We start from the raw sequence: 16664 nt of genomic DNA, 5'->3' as shown, positions 1-16664 counted from the left end.
AACGAGGCAAATTTCTTTTCAATTCAACCACTTGCTTGCCGCGCCGAACGTACGCCGGCTTTGCGGGGGCAAAAGGGTGGTCATTGTACACAGCGACACAGAGGCTCACAAATTTGACGACGAAATGTCGCAAATTCATGTCGCATTTGTGAAAGGTTTAAAGCGATCTGCTGTGCTAGTCAAAACTTTTTTAATTTTGACCGCAACGACTCAAAGACTACTGTGACGCAGACACCACAAGGCACGCGGTCTGTAGAGACGGCGCGCACTTGTAGAGATTTTGAGGTGCTTGGAGAGGCGGCCTGGGTAAGGCCGCCGAATCTTCAGCGAGTTGTTGCCAGTTCCTGTTGGACGCTGGCGACAGTGCGAGGCCAAGGTTTACCAGCCTGAACCTTCGCTGGCAAGGCCTTGATGGCAGAAACGGCTGCATCACGATTGGCGAAGTTGCCGTAGGTGATCACGTAGAGAGGCTTGCCGTTGAGGACTTTCTTGAAATAACGGTACTCGCCGCCCTGCTCCTTGACGAAGTTTTGCGCGGTCGCTTCGGAGCTGGTACCGAGGATCTGCACCACGTAGTTGCTGGTCGGCTGACCGGCGTACCAGCTGCCACCGGCGGCCTTGGCGACGGTGACCGGCTTCTCGGCCGGTTTGGCGGCGGCAACAGGCTTGGCAGGCGCCGGAGCCGGTTTGGCCGCTGGAGCTGCCGGAGCAGGCACAGGCTTGGCGGTAGCTACCTGGGTCGGCGCCGGGGTCGGCTTGGCTGACGGGACTGGAACCGGAACTGGCGTAGGAGCCGGACCGGCCTGAACGCCCGCGGGTGGCGCGGTGGTGGTCACGGTCGGTGGCGTGTTGCTGGAACCTTCGACCGGCACGCCGTCGTCGCCTTCAGTGATGCCCCCAGCGGCTTCAGCCAGCGGACCGCGCATTACCGGCTGCGAGTTGCCGACCAATGGCAGCGGCATCGGCTGGGTATTGCCGTTGAATTCGACGGACGGTGCGCCACCCGCTTGCGGCGTACCCTGGCCCAAGGGCAGTTGCGCCTGCTCGTTGGCCGGCGCACCGGTGGTCGGTGCCTTGTTGCGACCCGGCATCAGCCAGGCGGCAGCGACCGCGACCACAACGACGGCGGAAATCGCCAATACGTGTTTCTTCGGCATGTTGAACCCCATACTTGGACGCTTGACCGCAGAGCGGCTGGCAATCATGACTTCGATCAGAGCATCGCGAGCAACCTGGTTGATGTTGCCCGGCCAACCCTCGGAGCTTTCGTGAATATCAGAGATCTGATCCGCGGTGAAAAGTTCGACACCCCGGCCGGCGCCTTCAAGCCGCTGGTCGAGATACTCGCGGGTTTCTTCTTCGGTGTACGGCTGCAATTCGATGACGTGGAAGCGCTCTTCCTCAAGGTGCAAAGCCTCGAGCTGGGCGATCAGCGACGACTCACCGAACAGGAACACATGCGGACGGCCTTCCGGCGCGCCGGCGCCCAGCGCCATCAGCGCTTCAAGCGCGGACTCGTCGAGCTGCTCGGCATCGTCCACCAGCAGATAGACTTCCTGACCGGTCAGCGCCAGCTGCACGACCTGATCGAGGATCGCCCCGACTTCGGCCTGGGCCACGTCCAGCGCCTGGGCGATCTGGCGCAGCACACCAGCTGCATCGCCGGCGCCACGGGCGGAAACGACGACGCTCTGCACCGATTGCTTGTTGGTGCTGGCAACCAGCGCCTGACGCAGCAGGGTCTTGCCGCTGCCCTGCGGGCCGGTGACCACCAGCAGCAACTGGCTGTAACGCGCCAGATGATGCAACTGACCCAGCACCGGCTTGCGCTGGGCCGGGAAGAATTTGAAGCCCGGCACCCGCGGTGCGAAAGGGTCGTGACTTAACTGGAAATGGCCGAGGAACGCCTCGTCGGCATGCAAACTAGTCATCGGAATCTTATTAACCTTTAAGCTGAGCCAGAGCGCGGTAATCCGCTCCCAGCGTGGCCTGTAGAACCTCTTTCGGATAATCGTCGGTCACCACCGCTTCGCCCATCCGGCGCAGCAGCACCAGGCGCAAGCGACCGTCGATCACTTTTTTGTCAATTGCCATGTGTTCAAGAAAATCGGCTTCAGTCATCTCTTCCGGCGGGATCACCGGCAGACCGGCACGCTGGAACAGGCGGATGCCGCGATCGCGCTCCTGCTCGCTGATCCAGCCCAGGCGCGCGGACATTTCCAGCGCCATCACGGTGCCAGCGGCGACCGCTTCACCATGCAACCAGACACCATAGCCCATGTGGGTTTCGATGGCGTGGCCAAAGGTGTGGCCGAGGTTGAGCGTGGCCCGTACGCCGGTTTCCTTCTCGTCGGCGCCGACCACCGCCGCCTTGGCGGCGCAGGAGCGTTCGATGGCATAGGTCAGGGCCGCTTGATCCAGCGCACGCAGGGCGTCGACGTTGTCTTCGAGCCAGGTCAGGAAAGGTTCATCACAGATCAGACCGTACTTGATGACTTCCGCCAGGCCGGCCGACAGCTCGCGCGCTGGCAGGGTTTTCAGGGACGCGGTATCGATCAGCACCACGTTCGGCTGATAGAACGCGCCAACCATGTTCTTGCCCAGCGGATGGTTGATCCCGGTCTTGCCACCCACCGAAGAATCGACCTGGGACAGCAGCGTGGTAGGGATCTGGATGAAATCGACGCCGCGCTGGTAGCAGGCGGCCGCGAAACCGGCCATGTCGCCGATCACACCGCCGCCGAGGGCGATCACCGTGGTGCGACGGTCATGACGGGCGGTCAGCAGGCCGTCGAAGATCAGTTGCAGAGTTTCCCAATTCTTGAAGGCTTCGCCGTCGGGCAGCACCACGGAAACCACCGAGAACTGCGCCAGGCTGCGGGTCAGACGTTCGAGATAGAGCGGCGCAACGGTCTCGTTGGAGATGATTGCCACTTGCCGCCCGTGGATATGCGGGGCCAGCAGTTCAGGCTGGTCCAGTAATCCTTCGCCAATGTGAATCGGGTAGCTGCGCTCGCCTAGGTCGACCTTGAGTGTCTGCATGTGTCCCCACGATGAAGATGAAGCAGGCGTCCTGCCTGGAATTATCGAATGTTCACGGCATGTGCTGGTGTGACGCCACTCGCACGCCATCCGCCACAACCCTTGGCGGCCATTACAGGTCGCCGAGGATAGCGCATTTCGTGCGGCGCTTTAACGGGGCGGAAGTTGCTGCAGGCGGTCGAGAATATCGAGCACGACCATGCGCGGTGGCCGCTCGTCGGTTTCCACCACCAGATCGGCGATTTCCCGATAGAGCGGATCACGGATCGCCAGCAGGTCGCGCAGGGTTTTTTCCGGATTGGCGGTGCGCAGCAACGGCCGATTGCGGTCGCGAGAGGTGCGGCCGACCTGCTGCTCGACGGAGGCGTGCAGATACACGACGCGCCCGCCCTCGTGCAGGGCCTTGCGGTTGGCATCGCGCATCACGGCGCCGCCGCCGGTCGCCAGCACCACGCCGTCGAACGCGCACAGCTCGGCGATCATCGCCTGCTCACGGTCACGAAAGCCGGGCTCGCCTTCCTTGTCGAAGATCCACGGGATATTGGCGCCCGTACGCAGTTCAATTTCCTTGTCGGAATCCTTGAACGGCAGGCGCAGCTCTTTGGCCAGTAATCGGCCGATGGTGCTTTTTCCAGCCCCCATCGGTCCTACAAGAATCAAATTTCGCACAGAATCAACGACTCACAGCAATCGCCTGGTTATTCATGATACGCGGAGTGAGAAATACCAGCAGCTCGGATTTTTTCTCCGAAACCACATCACGCCGGAAAAGGCGGCCAAGATACGGCACATCGCCAAGAAATGGCACCTTATCTACAACCTTGCTCTGAGTATTTGAGAAAACGCCCCCGATCACGATGGTCTCGCCGTCGTTCACCAGCACCTTGGCATTGACCTCGTTTTTCTTGATCGGCGGTACATCCTGCACTTTGTTCAGGTAGTCCGGTTCGTCCTTGGTGACCTTGACCTCCATGATGATGCGGTTGTCCGGGGTGATCTGCGGCGTCACTTCCAGCGACAGCGACGCCTCCTTGAAGGACACCGACGTAGCGCCGCTGGAGCTGGCTTCCTGATACGGAATCTCGGTGCCCTTGAGGATCTTTGCGGTTTCCTTGTCGGAGGTGACCACTTTGGGCTGCGAGACGATTTCGCCGTTGCCGGTCTTCTCCATCGCGGTCAGCTCAAGGTCGAGCAAGACGTTGTCGGTGATGAACGCGATGCCGATCCCGGACGTGTTATTGACCGTGCCCATGTCGACGAACGGCGAATTGGTGCTGGTGCTGCCCGGCGTGCCGATGGTGGTCGACGAGCCATTGCTGACCCCGGAAGTGTTCCAGTTGCCCTTGTTCTGGATCGAGCCGCCCCAACGCACACCCAGGCTCTTGTCGTAATCGACGTTGGCCTCGACGATCCGCGCCTCGATCATCACTTGACGCACCGGAATATCCAGCTGCGCCACAATCCGCCGCAGCTCGTCGAGGCGATCCTGGGTCTGGTAGGCAATGATGTTGTTGGTGCGCTCATCGACGGTGATCGAACCCCGTTCGTCGACCTTGGCCTCGGCACTGGTGACCGACTGGAACAGCTTGGCGATGTCCGCAGCCTTGGCGTAGTTCACTTGCAGCAGCTCGCGGCGCAACGGCGCCAGTTCGGCGATCTGTTTCTGCGATTCCAGTTCCTGCCGTTCGCGGGCGGCGATTTCATCTGCCGGTGCCACCAGCAGCACATTGCCGACCTTGCGCTTGTCCAGGCCTTTGGTCTTGAGCACCAGATCCAGCGCCTGATCCCACGGCACGTTCTGCAGGCGCAAGGTAATGCCGCCCTGCACCGTATCGCTGGCCACCAGATTGAGGTTGGTGAAGTCGGCGATCAGTTGCAGCACCGAACGCACATCGATGTCCTGAAAGTTGAGAGAGAGCTTTTCGCCGTTATAGCTGTTGCGGTCGGCGTTGCGCTTTTGCAGGTCATCGACGGTCAACGGCCGGATGCTGACAGTCAGCTTGTTGTCGGTCTGGTAAGTGGAATAGTCGAAAGTACCGCTGGGTTCGACGGTGATCGTCGCCCGATCACCGCTGACACCGGCATTGACGAACTGCACCGGGGTGGCGAAATCCTTGACGTCGAGGCGCACCCGCAGCGGCTCGGGCAATTGGGTACGCGCGAAATTGAGGATGATCTTGCCGTCGTGTTCCTGAATGTCCGGGGCAATGGCCGGGTCGGACAGATCAATGACCACATTGCCCTCACCTGCCGTACCACGCTGGAAATCGACGCCGCGAATGGCCCTGGCGGTCGGCGCAAACGTGCGGACCGGCGCTGCCGCAGGTGCTGCGCGCGGCGCACGAGCCGCCGTACGCAGGGCAACGGCTTTGCTGCCTTGCCCGACCACCACGAACACCGTATTGCCTTCGACCCGGGTGTCGTACGGCGCCAGTTGCGTCAGGCTGATGATCAGCCGCGTCCGGTTATTGGCCTCGACCACCGTGGCCGTGCGGGCATTGCCACTGCCCAGATCGCGAGTCTTGCTCGCCAGCTGACTGGCGACACCCGGCAGATCGAGGGCGATCCGCGCCGGCGAATCGGTGGTGTAGCCCTTGGGCTGCGGGGGCGGACCGTCGAACGACAGCTTCAGCTCGACCCGGTCGCCCGGCAGTGCCGCGACGTCCAGCGCCTTCAGATTGGCTGCCTGTACCATCGGTGAAAGCAGCGCCATCCATAGCGAAAAACCGAGGGTGGAAAAAATCCTGTTCATTATTCGACTTCCACTTATGAGTGCTCTTTCAAAGGAATGGTGCGCGGCCGCTCAAGCCAGGCGCCCTGGCCATCCGGAACGATTTCCACCACCTCGACCTGTGAAGCGCTGATCGCAACGATCCGCCCGTCGTTGCGCCCAAGGTAATCGCCGACCTTGAGCCGATGAACCCCGCCCGCCCCCCGCAGCAAAGCGAAGGAACCGGAGGCGTTGGCAATCGTGCCGACCATTTCGAACTGCTCGATGTTGAAACCTTCGAGGTATTGCTTGACCCGGTTGGGATCGGGTTTCACGTCGCGCGAGCCGTGTTTCTGTCCGGCCAGATCGACCCGCAGCTGACGCGAAAACGGACTGCGCAGGTTGGCGGCGCTGTAGGTGAACGTCGGGAAAGAGCGGAAGGTCGGGGTCGGCTCGATCTTGCCCGGCGGACGCAGGCGCACTTCATTCATGTAAGCGTCGAGGTCGCTGAAGTCATCGCCGCCACAGCCACCGAGCACCAACAACAATGCCGACAAGGCGATAAAACGGATCGGGCTCATTTCTGCAGCCCCTTGTCGTTGTAGCGGTAAGTCTTGGCCAGAATGCTCATGCGCAACTTCGGCCCGCCTTCGGGATTGGCTGGCGCCAGTTCGAAATCGTGCAGAGTGACGATCCGAGGCAACCCGGCCACACCGCTGACGAAAGTCGCAAGGTCGTGATAGGCGCCGGTCACAGTGATCTGGATGGGCAGCTCGATGTAGAACTGCTGGGTAACCTCCGGCAGCAGTTTGATCTCTTCGAATTCAAGACCACTGCCCAGCCCGGTGCGGGTGATGTCTTCCAGCAACCCCGGCACTTCGGTGTCACTGGGCAATTGCCGCAACAGCACACCGAACGAGTTTTCCATCTCTTTCATCTGCTGGGTGTACAGCTCCAGATTGGCCGCCATGCGCGCCTTGCTCGCGAATTGCTCCTTGAGGGTGACCTCCTCCTCACGCTTGAGCTCGAGCTGGTTCTCCAGGTCACTGATGAAAAAGTTATAGCCAAGCGCCAGGACCAGCACCATCAACAGCCCGCCGGCCAGGGTTTTGACCACTGGCGGCCAGGAGCCGATGTTGCTGGTGTCCAGGTCGTTGAAATCGACATTGCGCAGGCTGTCCAGCCACTCGGACGGCTTCATTGGTCGTCCTCCTCGATACGGGGTCGAGTCTGGCGAACGGTCAGCTGGAAGACGTTGGCCTGATCCACCTGGCCAGCGGTGGTGGCTTTCACTTCATTGAGGTTGGGCGCATCGAACCAGTCGGAGGCATCAAGGTTGCGCATCAGGTCGGACACCCGATTGTTCGACTCCGCCGCGCCGCTGATCGACAGGGTATTGCCGACCATTTTCACGTCGGTGAAATACACCCCGTCGGGCAAGGTGCGCGCCAGCTGATCGAAGATCCGCCCGCTGATCTGCCGGTTGCCCTGCAAGTCCTGGATGATGCGCATGCGCTCTACCAGTTGCTGACGATGGGCCTTGAGCTCGCTGATCTGCTTGATCCGTTCGTCGACCACGGCGATCTGCTTGCCGATGTAGTCATTGCGCGCGACCTGCCGCGCGATGGCGGCGCTGATGATCTGATCGGCAATGAGCACCGCCCCCACCGAACCGACCACCACGCCGGTCAAGGCCAGCAGGAAGCGTTTGCGCCGTTCTTCGCGGCGCTCCTCGCGCCAGGGTAAAAGGTTGATCCGCGCCATCAGTCGAAACTCCTGAGCGCGAGCCCGCAGGCAATCATCAGGGCCGGCGCATCGCTCGCCAGGGCCCCGGCGTTGACCTTGCTGCTCAAGGCCATGTCGGAAAACGGGTTGGCGACCTGGGTCGGGGTGTTCAGACGCTCTTCGATCAGCCGATCGAGCCCGGGCACCGACGCCGTGCCGCCGGCCAGCAGAATATGGTCGACGGCGTTGTACTGGCCGGAGGCGAAAAAGAACTGCAGGGAGCGCGACACCTGCTGCACCAGCGCCTCGCGAAACGGTTGCAGCACCTCGCTGACGTAGTCGTCCGGCAGACCGCCCTGTTTCTTGGCGAGCCCCGCCTGCTCAAGGGTCAGGCCATAACGGCGCTGAATTTCCTCGGTCAGCTGTCGACCGCCGAACAGCTGTTCGCGGGTATAGATGATCCGGCCGTTGTGCAGGACGCTGAGGGTGGTCATGGTGGCGCCGATGTCGACCACGGCCACCGTCAGCCGATCCTGTGACGCGGCCAGTTGCGTGGCCAGCAGGCCGAACGAGCGCTCCAGCGCATAAGCCTCGACATCCACCACCCGCGCCGTCAGCCCGGCCAGTGCAAGCGCCGCTTCGCGGACTTCGACGTTTTCCTTGCGACAGGCGGCCAGCAGCACGTTGACCCGTTCGGGGTTGCGCGGCGAAACGCCCTGGACTTCGAAGTCGATGGCGACCTCATCCAGGGGATAGGGAATGTATTGATCGGCTTCGATCTTGAGCTGGTTTTCCAGCTCGTCGTCGGACAGCCCGGCGTCCATCTCGATGACCTTGGTGATCACCGCAGATCCAGCCACCGCCACCGCCACGGTTTTCAGCCCGGTGCGCGCCTTGACCAGCACCCGGGACAGAGCCTGGCCAACGCCCTCGAGCTCGGCGATGTTCTTTTCGACCACGGCGTTGGCCGGCAACGGCTCCACCGCGTACGCCTCGACCCGGTAGCGCTCCCCCTGACGGCTCAGCTCCAGTAGCTTCACCGACGTGGAGCTGATATCGATCCCCAGTAACGTATTGGCCTTTTTATTGAAGAGTCCTAGCACTACCAATTCCCTATGACTTTCCGTGAGTTACGGACTCTGTAATGCGCATTGCGTTCCCTCGCCCCGTCTTGACAGAAGCGCAAATGACGCCCCCAGCGGAAAAGTGCTTATAATGCCCAGCGTTTTTTTCCGCTTTTTACTGCCGGCGCGGGTCGTTCTGTGTGTTAGCCGGGACCCTGTCGCCCAATTCATTCTTTGCCGTGGATGTCCAAAAGCCTTGATTCGTCTGCTGAAATTTTTCGGTTGGTCCATCGTCGCCGTTTTCTGCGGACTGCTTTTAGGTCTCAGCGGCGCGTTTCTTTACCTTAGTCCGGGTTTGCCATCTGTGGAGGCGCTGAGAAGCATTCAGTTGCAGATTCCGCTCCGGGTCTACAGCAGCGACAACAAGTTGATCGCAGAATTTGGCGAAATGCGCCGCACACCGATCCGTTTCGCCGACATTCCCCCCAATTTCATCAATGCGTTACTAAGTGCTGAAGACGACAACTTCGCCAATCACTATGGCGTTGATCCGAGCAGCCTGATGCGTGCCGCGACGCAACTGGTCAAGAGCGGGCACATCCAGTCCGGCGGCAGCACCATCACCATGCAGGTGGCGAAGAACTTCTTCCTGACCAGCGAGCGCAGCTTCTCGCGCAAGACTACTGAAATCCTTCTCGCCCTGCAGATCGAACGCCAGCTGACCAAGGACGAGATCCTTGAGCTGTACGTGAACAAGATCTATCTGGGCAACCGCGCCTACGGCATCGAGGCGGCGGCACAGGTGTATTACGGCAAGTCGATCCGCGAAGTCAGCCTGGCGCAGATGGCGATGATCGCCGGCCTGCCGAAAGCCCCGTCGCGCTTCAATCCGCTGGCCAACCCGGCGCGCAGCAAGGAGCGGCGCGACTGGATCCTCGGCCGCATGTACAAGCTCGGCAAGATCACCGAGGCCGACTACACCGCCGCGATCAACGAACCGCTGAACGCCAGCTATCACGTGCCGACACCGGAAGTGAACGCGCCGTACATCGCCGAGATGGCCCGTGCGGAAATGGTTGGTCGCTACGGCAGCGACGCCTATACCGAAGGTTTCCGCGTTACCACCACGGTGCCGAGCAACCTCCAGGAAATGGCGAACACCGCGCTGCACGAAGGCCTGATGACCTACGACCAGCGTCACGGCTACCGTGGTCCTGAATCGCGCCTGCCGGGCAAGACCCGCGAAGCCTGGGCCACCGAACTGACCAAGCAACGCACCATCAGCAGCCTCGAGCCGGCCATCGTCACTCAGGTCGACAAGAACGGCCTGCAAGTGCTGACCCGCACGGGCGAAGAGCACGTGGCGTGGGACACCATGAAATGGGCCCGTCCGTTCCTCAATACCAACAGCATGGGCGCCAACCCGCGTCAGCCGTCGGATGTGGCACAGATCGGCGACCTGATTCGCGTGCAGCGCCAGCCGAACAATTCGCTGAAATTCAGCCAGATTCCGCAGGCGCAAGGCGCGCTGGTGTCGCTGGACCCGCAGAACGGCGCGATCCGTTCGCTGGTCGGCGGCTTCGCCTTCGAGCAGAGCAACTACAACCGCGCGATGCAGGCCAAGCGTCAGCCGGGCTCGAGCTTCAAGCCGTTCGTCTACAGCGCCGCACTGGATAACGGCTACACCGCCGCCAGCCTGGTCAACGACGCGCCGATCGTGTTCGTCGACGAGTACCTGGACAAGGTCTGGCGTCCGAAGAACGACACCAACACCTTCCTCGGCCCGATCCGTCTGCGTGAGGCGCTGTACAAGTCGCGCAACCTGGTGTCGATCCGCCTGCTGCAGGCGATGGGCGTAGGCAAGACCATCGACTACATCACCCGTTTCGGCTTCAACAAGCAGGACCTGCCGCCAAACCTGTCCCTGGCGCTGGGCACCGCGACCCTGACGCCAATGGAGATCGCCACCGGCTGGAGCACCTTCGCCAACGGCGGCTACAAGATCACCCCGTACATCATCGACAAGATCGAAAGCCGCAACGGCGATACGCTGTTCGTCGCCAACCCGCCGACCGTACCGCAGGGCGGCGCGGCCACCGATGGCATCGCGGCACCCGCTACCGAGTCGTTTACCGTCAATGCCGCGCCGGTTCCGGGTGAAGCGCCGGGCAGCGCGGCTGTGCCGCAAGCTCCAGCAGTCGCCGAGCGCATCGTCGATGGCCGTACTACTTACATCCTCAACAGCATGCTGCAGGACGTGATCAAGCTCGGCACCGGCCGTCGCGCACTAGCCCTGGGCCGCAGCGACATCGCCGGCAAGACCGGTACCACCAACGAATCCAAGGACGCGTGGTTCTCCGGCTACAACGCCGACTACGTGACCACCGTGTGGACCGGTTTCGACCAGCCGGAAAGCCTCGGTCGCCGAGAGTTCGGCGGCACCGTGGCACTGCCGATCTGGATGAACTACATGGCCGCCGCGCTCAAGGACAAGCCGCCGCACGTCCAGCCGGAGCCGGAAGGCATCCTCAGCCTGCGGGTCGATCCGGTCAGCGGTCGTGCGGCATCGCCGAGCACACCAGGCGCGTACTTCGAGCTGTTCAAGGCTGAGGACACGCCACCGTCGGTCAATGAGATCGGCAACGGCACAGTTCCGGGCAGTCCGCTGCCGGCGGATGAACAGGCGCCGATCGATTTGTTCTGATCCTGATCCGCCAAAAAGCCCCGCCTTCGCAAGAAGTGCGGGGCTTTTTGTTTTCTGTCGTACCGAGAATGGCGTTTCACATCAAAGGCCGCCCTCACCCTAGCCCTCTCCCAGGGGGAGAGGGGACTGACCGAGGTGTCTGACGCTGTACGTCGACCTGAATAACCGAGTCGATTATGGATTCACAGCAGGGCCTTCACGTCGGCGTAACTCATCAATATCCCCCATTCGGTCCCCTCTCCCCCTGGGAGAGGGTTAGGGTGAGGGCCGCCCTTGAAGCTGGAACGCATTTTCACGGACAAAAAAAACCCCGCTTAAAAAGCGGGGCTCTTCATGAAGCGCTACAACGACTTAGCCGTTGAACACGTCATCCACGCTTTTCAGCGGGTAGTTCTTCGGATACGGCAGGGTCGCCACACCGGTCTCGATCGCGGCCTTGGCCACGGCGTCGGAGATCACGGTGATCAGGCGCTTGTCCATTGGCTTCGGAATGATGTACTCACGGCCGAATTCCAGGGAGATACCGCCGTAGGCGTCGCAGACTTCCTGAGGAACCGGCAGCTTGGCCAGTTCGCGCAGGGCGTTGGCGGCAGCGATCTTCATTTCTTCGTTGATGCGCTTGGCGCGAACGTCCAGGGCACCGCGGAAGATGAACGGGAAGCCCAGTACGTTGTTGACCTGGTTCGGGTAGTCCGAACGGCCGGTGGCCATGATCACGTCGTTACGGGTGGCGTGAGCCAGTTCCGGAGAGATTTCCGGATCCGGGTTGGAGCATGCGAAGACGATCGGGTTGGCCGCCATGCGCTTGAGTTGCTCGGCGCTCAGCAGGTTCGGGCCCGACAGGCCGACGAATACGTCAGCGCCTTCGATGGCGTCGTCCAGGGTGCGTTTCTCGGTAGGGTGAGCGAACACAGCCTTGTACTGGTTCAGGTCGTCACGGCCAGCGTGGATCACGCCGGTACGGTCAACCATGAAGATGTTCTCGACCTTGGCGCCCATGCTCACCAGCAATTTCATGCAGGAGATGGCGGCTGCGCCAGCGCCCAGGCAGACGATCTTGGCGTCGGCCAGGGTTTTGCCAGCGATTTCCAGGGCGTTGATCATGCCCGCAGCGGTCACGATCGCGGTGCCGTGCTGGTCATCGTGGAATACCGGAATGTCGCACTGCTCGATCAGAGCGCGCTCGATCTCAAAGCACTCAGGCGCCTTGATGTCTTCCAGGTTGATGCCACCGAAGGTGATGGAAATGCGTTTTACGGTGTCGATGAAGGCTTGCGGGCTTTCGGAGTCGACTTCGATGTCGAAGACGTCGATGCCGGCGAAGCGCTTGAACAGCACGCCTTTACCTTCCATCACTGGCTTGGAAGCCAGTGGGCCGAGGTTACCCAGGCCCAGAATCGCGGTGCCATCGGAAATGACTGCAACCAGGTTGCCCTTGCCGGTGTACTTGTAGGCCAGTTCAGGATCGCGGGCGATCTCGCGCACTGGTTCAGCTACGCCGGGGCTGTAGGCCAGCGACAGGTCGCGGGCGGTAGCAGTGGCCTTGGTGAGCTCGACACTCAGCTTTCCTGGACGAGGATTGGCATGATATTCGAGAGCGGCAGTTTTCAGATCAGACATTTTGGCATTCCGCTTTTTACTGTTGGACAGACTGGTCAGCGAGGATACGCGCCTCGCAAAGTCCCCACAAGACTGCCCGGTCACCCCTGTCAAGCGCCCTGCCCTACGACTTTGGGCCAAGAGCCACGGCGCACAAGGGCTAGACTGTTCACAATCGACAGAAAAAATGTCTACAACTTTTTTATTCAGCGGGACGGCTGGAGCATCGAAGGATCGGTCAGCGGCAGCAACCAGCGCGCCTGACCTGATTTCAGTCCACCGCGCCGGGAACGGTCGACCACCCAGCCACGAGCCTCGATCTGCTTGCCCTTCAATGCCTGCAGAGAGGCGCCATCGAAGCGATGCAGCAGATTGGGTGCAACGCGCAGTACAAGCTTGTCCTGCAACTCGATCCAGATTCCGCCGCGATTGCGTTGAACCTTGCTCACACGCCCGCTGACCAGCGCGAAACCCGAGCGCTCGATCTGCTCCGCTTTCAGTACAGGTGAGCGTTTCCACAGGCCAAGCCCGGCCTGTCGCGCGCGGCGTTCAGCGGCTTGCTGACAATCGACCAGATCTACATTTGGCGCTACCGAAACCTGGAAACCGAGGCCATCGGCGAGCATCTGCGCTTCGAGATTCTCACCCCTGGCGCTGAAAACATGGGCCAGTGTTCGCCCGTAACGGTCCCTGGACTCGACGCCGAGTCGCAGGCCTACCCGCCCGTCGCTCTCGGCGACCAGGGCTTCGAGGCGCTTGCGCGCGGCCACTGCAAACGGCTCGTCGCTGCGGCCCTGCTTGCCGAGTTCGGGCGTATTGAGGCCGATCATCCGCACATTGCGCCCGTCGATCAGGCGCAGGGTGTCGCCGTCGACCACCCGCTGAACCGTGGCGCTGTCCAGACCGGTCGGCGCCGGGCAGAAGGCCTGAACGGAGGAGAGCCAAATCGCGGACACAAAAAAGGCGCCCGCAAGGGACGCCTTTTTCATCAGACCGGAAAAGCCGCTGAGGTTTTCCAGAATGAAGGGCCTTAGGCCTTTTTCGCGCCGAAAGCACCGAAACGGTCGGCGAACTTCTGAACGCGACCACCGGTGTCCAGAGTCTTCTGCTTACCGGTGTAGAACGGGTGGCACTCGTTGCAAACGTCGATCGACAGGGCTTTGCCGAAGGTCGAACGGGTTTCGAACTTGTTGCCGCAGCTGCAAGTTACTGCAACTTCTGGGTAATTCGGGTGGATATCGGCTTTCATGGTGTTTTCCTCAGCTGGCGTGCCGCCATCCAACACGATTGTTGAATACCGCACGTAATTAGGCCGCGGATTCTACCAGACAATCCCGATCACGCAAGCTGTCAGGGGTGCCCTCCATCAGAAAAGACTGTTCAATGTTGACGGCGTCTTTTGACGTCAGGCTGCGTTGCTACTCCTCCCCATAGCAAGCTATGAGTCGTCGTAGCGCCTTGCCTGACGCCAAAATCCACTCGTCAACATTTGAACGCTTTCCTGATGGAGGACACAGGACCGACCGTCTGCTAGGCTCCCGGCCTTCTCCACCGCCCCGCCTATGAGAATCCTCCGCGTGCCCGACGCCATTCTGCGCCTCGCCCTGCCTTCGCCCCTGCGCCGCCTGTTCGACTATCGGGCCCCGGCCGGTGTGCTGCGTTCGCAGTTGCAACCGGGCATGCGCCTGCGGGTGCCGTTCGGTCGGCGGGAGATGATCGGGATTCTGGTGGAAGTCACCGACACCAGCGAAGTGCCGGTGGAAAAGCTCAAACCGGCGCTGGCCCTGTTCGACGCCACCGCTCCGCTACCGCCGGCGCTGTTCAAGCTATGCCTGTGGACGGCTCAGTATTATCAGCACAGCCTCGGCGACACGCTGAGCTGGGCGCTGCCGGTGCTGTTGCGTCAGGGCGAACTGGCCGAGGTTCGGCAGGAACGCTTCTGGTCCGCCGCTCCCGGCGCCAGCCTCGATGACCCGCGCATCGCTCGCGCCCCGCGCCAGCGCGAAGCCCTGGCGACGCTGGCCCAGCATCCTCACGGCGTCGCCCATCAGTTGCTGAGCAAACTGATGCTGAGCAAGGACAGCCTCGATTTGCTGCTGGCCAAGGATCTGGTGCAAGTCGAAGTGCGCCGCCACGCCCCCGGCGCGCGCCATGAACACTGGCTGGCCCAGCCCGAACTGCCGCTCAACAGCGAGCAGCGCGCCGCGTACGAGGCGATCCGCGCCGGGTTCGACAGTTATCACGCGTTCCTGCTCGCCGGGGTCACCGGCAGCGGCAAGACCGAAGTCTATTTGCAGCTGATCCGCGAAACCCTCGAGGCCGGCAAGCAGGCGCTGGTGCTGATTCCGGAGATCAACCTCGGCCCGCAGACCCTCGCCCGTTTCGAACAACGCTTCAATGCACGCATCGCCCTGCTGCACTCGGCGGTCAACGACCGTGATCGTCTGGACGCGTGGCTCGCCGCCCGTGACGGCGAGGCCGACATTATTATCGGCACCCGCTCGGCGCTGTTCACCCCGATGAAAAATCCGGGGCTGATCATCATCGATGAAGAACACGACGGCTCCTATAAACAGCAGGAAGGCCTGCGCTATCACGCGCGGGATCTGGCGCTGGTGCGGGCGCGGCAGGAAAACATCCCGATCGTGCTCGGCTCCGCGACGCCATCCCTGGAAAGCCTGCACAACGCCTACACCGGCCGCTACGGACTCCTGCGCCTGAACGAACGGGCCGGCGGCGCCAAGCAGCCACGTTTCCTGCGCCTCGATGTGAAAAGTCGCCCACTGGACAGCGGCATTTCCGGGCCGATGCAGCAAGCCATCGGCCAGACCCTCGCCGCCGGCCAGCAGGTGCTGGTGTTCCTCAACCGCCGGGGGTTTGCCCCGACTCTGCTGTGCCACGATTGCGGCTGGATGTCCGAATGCCAGCGCTGCGATGCGCGGATGACCGTGCATCAGCGCTACGGCGAACTGCGCTGCCACCACTGCGGTTACGTCGAGCGCGTGCCGCGCCAGTGCCCGAAGTGCAACAAGGTCGATCTGCGGCCCGTGGGCGCCGGTACCGAGCGGGCCGAGGAACGGCTGGCGATTCTGTTCCCGGACTATCCGGTGTTGCGCGTCGACCGGGACAGCACGTCGCGCAAGGACGCGATGAACCAGTTGTTCGCCACGATCCAGAAAGGTCAGCCGTGCATTCTGGTCGGCACCCAGATGTTGGCCAAGGGTCACCATTTCCCTCGGGTGACGCTGGTGTCGATCCTCGATGCCGACGGCGGATTGTTTTCCGGTGACTTCCGCGCCAGCGAGCGCATGGCGCAGTTGATCGTGCAGGTTGCCGGCCGGGCCGGGCGGGCGGAAGAACCGGGCAAGGTGATCATCCAGACCCACCTCGCAGACCATCCTTTACTGGTGCAACTGACCGAGCAGGGTTACTTCGCCTTCGCCGAGCAGGCCCTGAGCGAACGCCGCGCCGCCGGCCTGCCGCCGTTCGCCCACCTCGCCCTGCTGCGCGCCGAAGCGCACAAGCCGGGGCAGGCCGAAGGCTTTCTTGATGAGGCGTGCAGCGAGGCCGAGCGTTTGCTGGTCGAACAGAACCTGACCGGCATTGAACTGTTGGGACCCGTGCCAGCGCCGATGGAACGCCGGGCCGGACGCTTCCGCGCGCAGCTGCTGTTGCAGGCCACGGCCCGGGCGCCGCTGCACCGATTGCTGGCGAGCTGGCTGCTGGTACTGGAGCAGATGCCAAGCGGCCGTGCGGTGCGCTGGTCGCTGGATGTCGATCCGGTGGATCTGTACTGACCGGGCAAAACCGGCCGAATTGT

Annotated in this window: 13 protein-coding genes; 2 read left to right on the top strand and 11 right to left on the bottom strand. The window is 62.0% G+C overall.

Annotated elements, in window-relative coordinates; all coding sequences use genetic code 11:
- Positions 1 to 323 precede the first annotated feature (323 nt).
- From ABFB52_RS03130 to ABFB52_RS03095, 8 genes are all read right to left on the bottom strand, one after another.
- Positions 324 to 1931 (bottom strand): AAA family ATPase, encoded by a 1608-nt coding sequence (locus ABFB52_RS03130; RefSeq protein ID WP_085746420.1) that lies wholly within the window; start codon positions 1929 to 1931, stop codon positions 324 to 326.
- A gap of 10 nt (positions 1932 to 1941) precedes the next feature.
- The gene (gene aroB, locus ABFB52_RS03125) at positions 1942 to 3042 is read right to left on the bottom strand and encodes a 3-dehydroquinate synthase (protein WP_129972288.1); all 1101 of its coding nucleotides are present in this window, start codon (positions 3040 to 3042) and stop codon (positions 1942 to 1944) included.
- A gap of 150 nt (positions 3043 to 3192) precedes the next feature.
- Entirely contained in the window at positions 3193 to 3711 is a 519-nt protein-coding gene (gene aroK / locus ABFB52_RS03120) for a shikimate kinase AroK (protein WP_045121685.1), read from the bottom strand.
- Between the two features lie 4 nt (positions 3712 to 3715).
- Positions 3716 to 5794, bottom strand: coding sequence for a type IV pilus secretin PilQ (gene pilQ, locus ABFB52_RS03115; protein WP_129972287.1), 2079 nt, complete (start codon positions 5792 to 5794; stop codon positions 3716 to 3718).
- A 14-nt stretch (positions 5795 to 5808) separates the two neighbouring features.
- Complete coding sequence (locus ABFB52_RS03110; protein WP_074689563.1) at positions 5809 to 6333, bottom strand: pilus assembly protein PilP; 525 nt, start codon at positions 6331 to 6333, stop codon at positions 5809 to 5811.
- Complete coding sequence (gene pilO / locus ABFB52_RS03105; protein ID WP_085746418.1) at positions 6330 to 6953, bottom strand: type 4a pilus biogenesis protein PilO; 624 nt, start codon at positions 6951 to 6953, stop codon at positions 6330 to 6332. Before pilO ends, ABFB52_RS03110 begins: the two co-directional genes overlap by 4 nt.
- The gene (locus ABFB52_RS03100; protein ID WP_085746417.1) at positions 6950 to 7516 is read right to left on the bottom strand and encodes a PilN domain-containing protein; all 567 of its coding nucleotides are present in this window, start codon (positions 7514 to 7516) and stop codon (positions 6950 to 6952) included. The genes pilO and ABFB52_RS03100 overlap by 4 nt, the downstream gene beginning before the upstream one ends.
- Positions 7516 to 8580, bottom strand: coding sequence for a pilus assembly protein PilM (locus tag ABFB52_RS03095; RefSeq protein WP_085746416.1), 1065 nt, complete (start codon positions 8578 to 8580; stop codon positions 7516 to 7518). The genes ABFB52_RS03100 and ABFB52_RS03095 overlap by 1 nt, the downstream gene beginning before the upstream one ends.
- A 217-nt stretch (positions 8581 to 8797) precedes the next feature.
- Between ABFB52_RS03095 and ABFB52_RS03090 the strand changes: the two genes are divergently transcribed.
- Positions 8798 to 11245: a penicillin-binding protein 1A gene (locus ABFB52_RS03090; protein ID WP_085746415.1), complete on the top strand. Its 2448-nt coding sequence runs from the start codon at positions 8798 to 8800 to the stop codon at positions 11243 to 11245.
- Between the two features lie 351 nt (positions 11246 to 11596).
- Here ABFB52_RS03090 and ABFB52_RS03085 read toward each other — a convergent pair whose 3' ends face one another.
- From ABFB52_RS03085 to rpmE, 3 genes are all read right to left on the bottom strand, one after another.
- Positions 11597 to 12865, bottom strand: a complete 1269-nt coding sequence (locus ABFB52_RS03085; protein ID WP_007952395.1) for a malic enzyme-like NAD(P)-binding protein — start codon at positions 12863 to 12865, stop codon at positions 11597 to 11599.
- Between the two features lie 185 nt (positions 12866 to 13050).
- The gene (locus ABFB52_RS03080; protein ID WP_085746413.1) at positions 13051 to 13833 is read right to left on the bottom strand and encodes a thermonuclease family protein; all 783 of its coding nucleotides are present in this window, start codon (positions 13831 to 13833) and stop codon (positions 13051 to 13053) included.
- Between the two features lie 41 nt (positions 13834 to 13874).
- Positions 13875 to 14093, bottom strand: a complete 219-nt coding sequence (rpmE, locus tag ABFB52_RS03075) for a 50S ribosomal protein L31 (RefSeq protein WP_064592895.1) — start codon at positions 14091 to 14093, stop codon at positions 13875 to 13877.
- A gap of 328 nt (positions 14094 to 14421) precedes the next feature.
- Here rpmE and ABFB52_RS03070 point away from each other — a divergent pair, with 328 nt between their 5' ends.
- Entirely contained in the window at positions 14422 to 16641 is a 2220-nt protein-coding gene (locus ABFB52_RS03070) for a primosomal protein N' (protein WP_129972286.1), read from the top strand.
- Positions 16642 to 16664 lie beyond the last annotated feature (23 nt).

The sequence above is a fragment of the Pseudomonas sp. 9.2(2024) genome (genome assembly GCF_039695385.1).
Taxonomy (GTDB): Bacteria; Pseudomonadota; Gammaproteobacteria; order Pseudomonadales; family Pseudomonadaceae; genus Aquipseudomonas; species Aquipseudomonas paraglycinae.
This window is presented reverse-complemented; position numbering and strand designations above follow the sequence as displayed.

Bases quoted from the DNA above. Each gene is read 5' to 3' on its own strand.
- ABFB52_RS03130 (WP_085746420.1), bottom strand. From the start codon at position 1,931: ATGACTAGTTTGCATGCCGACGAGGCGTTCCTCGGCCATTTCCAGTTA.
- aroB (WP_129972288.1), bottom strand. From the start codon at position 3,042: ATGCAGACACTCAAGGTCGACCTAGGCGAGCGCAGCTACCCGATTCAC.
- pilQ (WP_129972287.1), bottom strand. From the start codon at position 5,794: ATGAACAGGATTTTTTCCACCCTCGGTTTTTCGCTATGGATGGCGCTG.
- ABFB52_RS03110 (WP_074689563.1), bottom strand. From the start codon at position 6,333: ATGAGCCCGATCCGTTTTATCGCCTTGTCGGCATTGTTGTTGGTGCTC.
- pilO (WP_085746418.1), bottom strand. From the start codon at position 6,953: ATGAAGCCGTCCGAGTGGCTGGACAGCCTGCGCAATGTCGATTTCAAC.
- ABFB52_RS03100 (WP_085746417.1), bottom strand. From the start codon at position 7,516: ATGGCGCGGATCAACCTTTTACCCTGGCGCGAGGAGCGCCGCGAAGAA.
- ABFB52_RS03085 (WP_007952395.1), bottom strand. From the start codon at position 12,865: ATGTCTGATCTGAAAACTGCCGCTCTCGAATATCATGCCAATCCTCGT.
- ABFB52_RS03080 (WP_085746413.1), bottom strand. From the start codon at position 13,833: ATGAAAAAGGCGTCCCTTGCGGGCGCCTTTTTTGTGTCCGCGATTTGG.
- rpmE (WP_064592895.1), bottom strand. From the start codon at position 14,093: ATGAAAGCCGATATCCACCCGAATTACCCAGAAGTTGCAGTAACTTGC.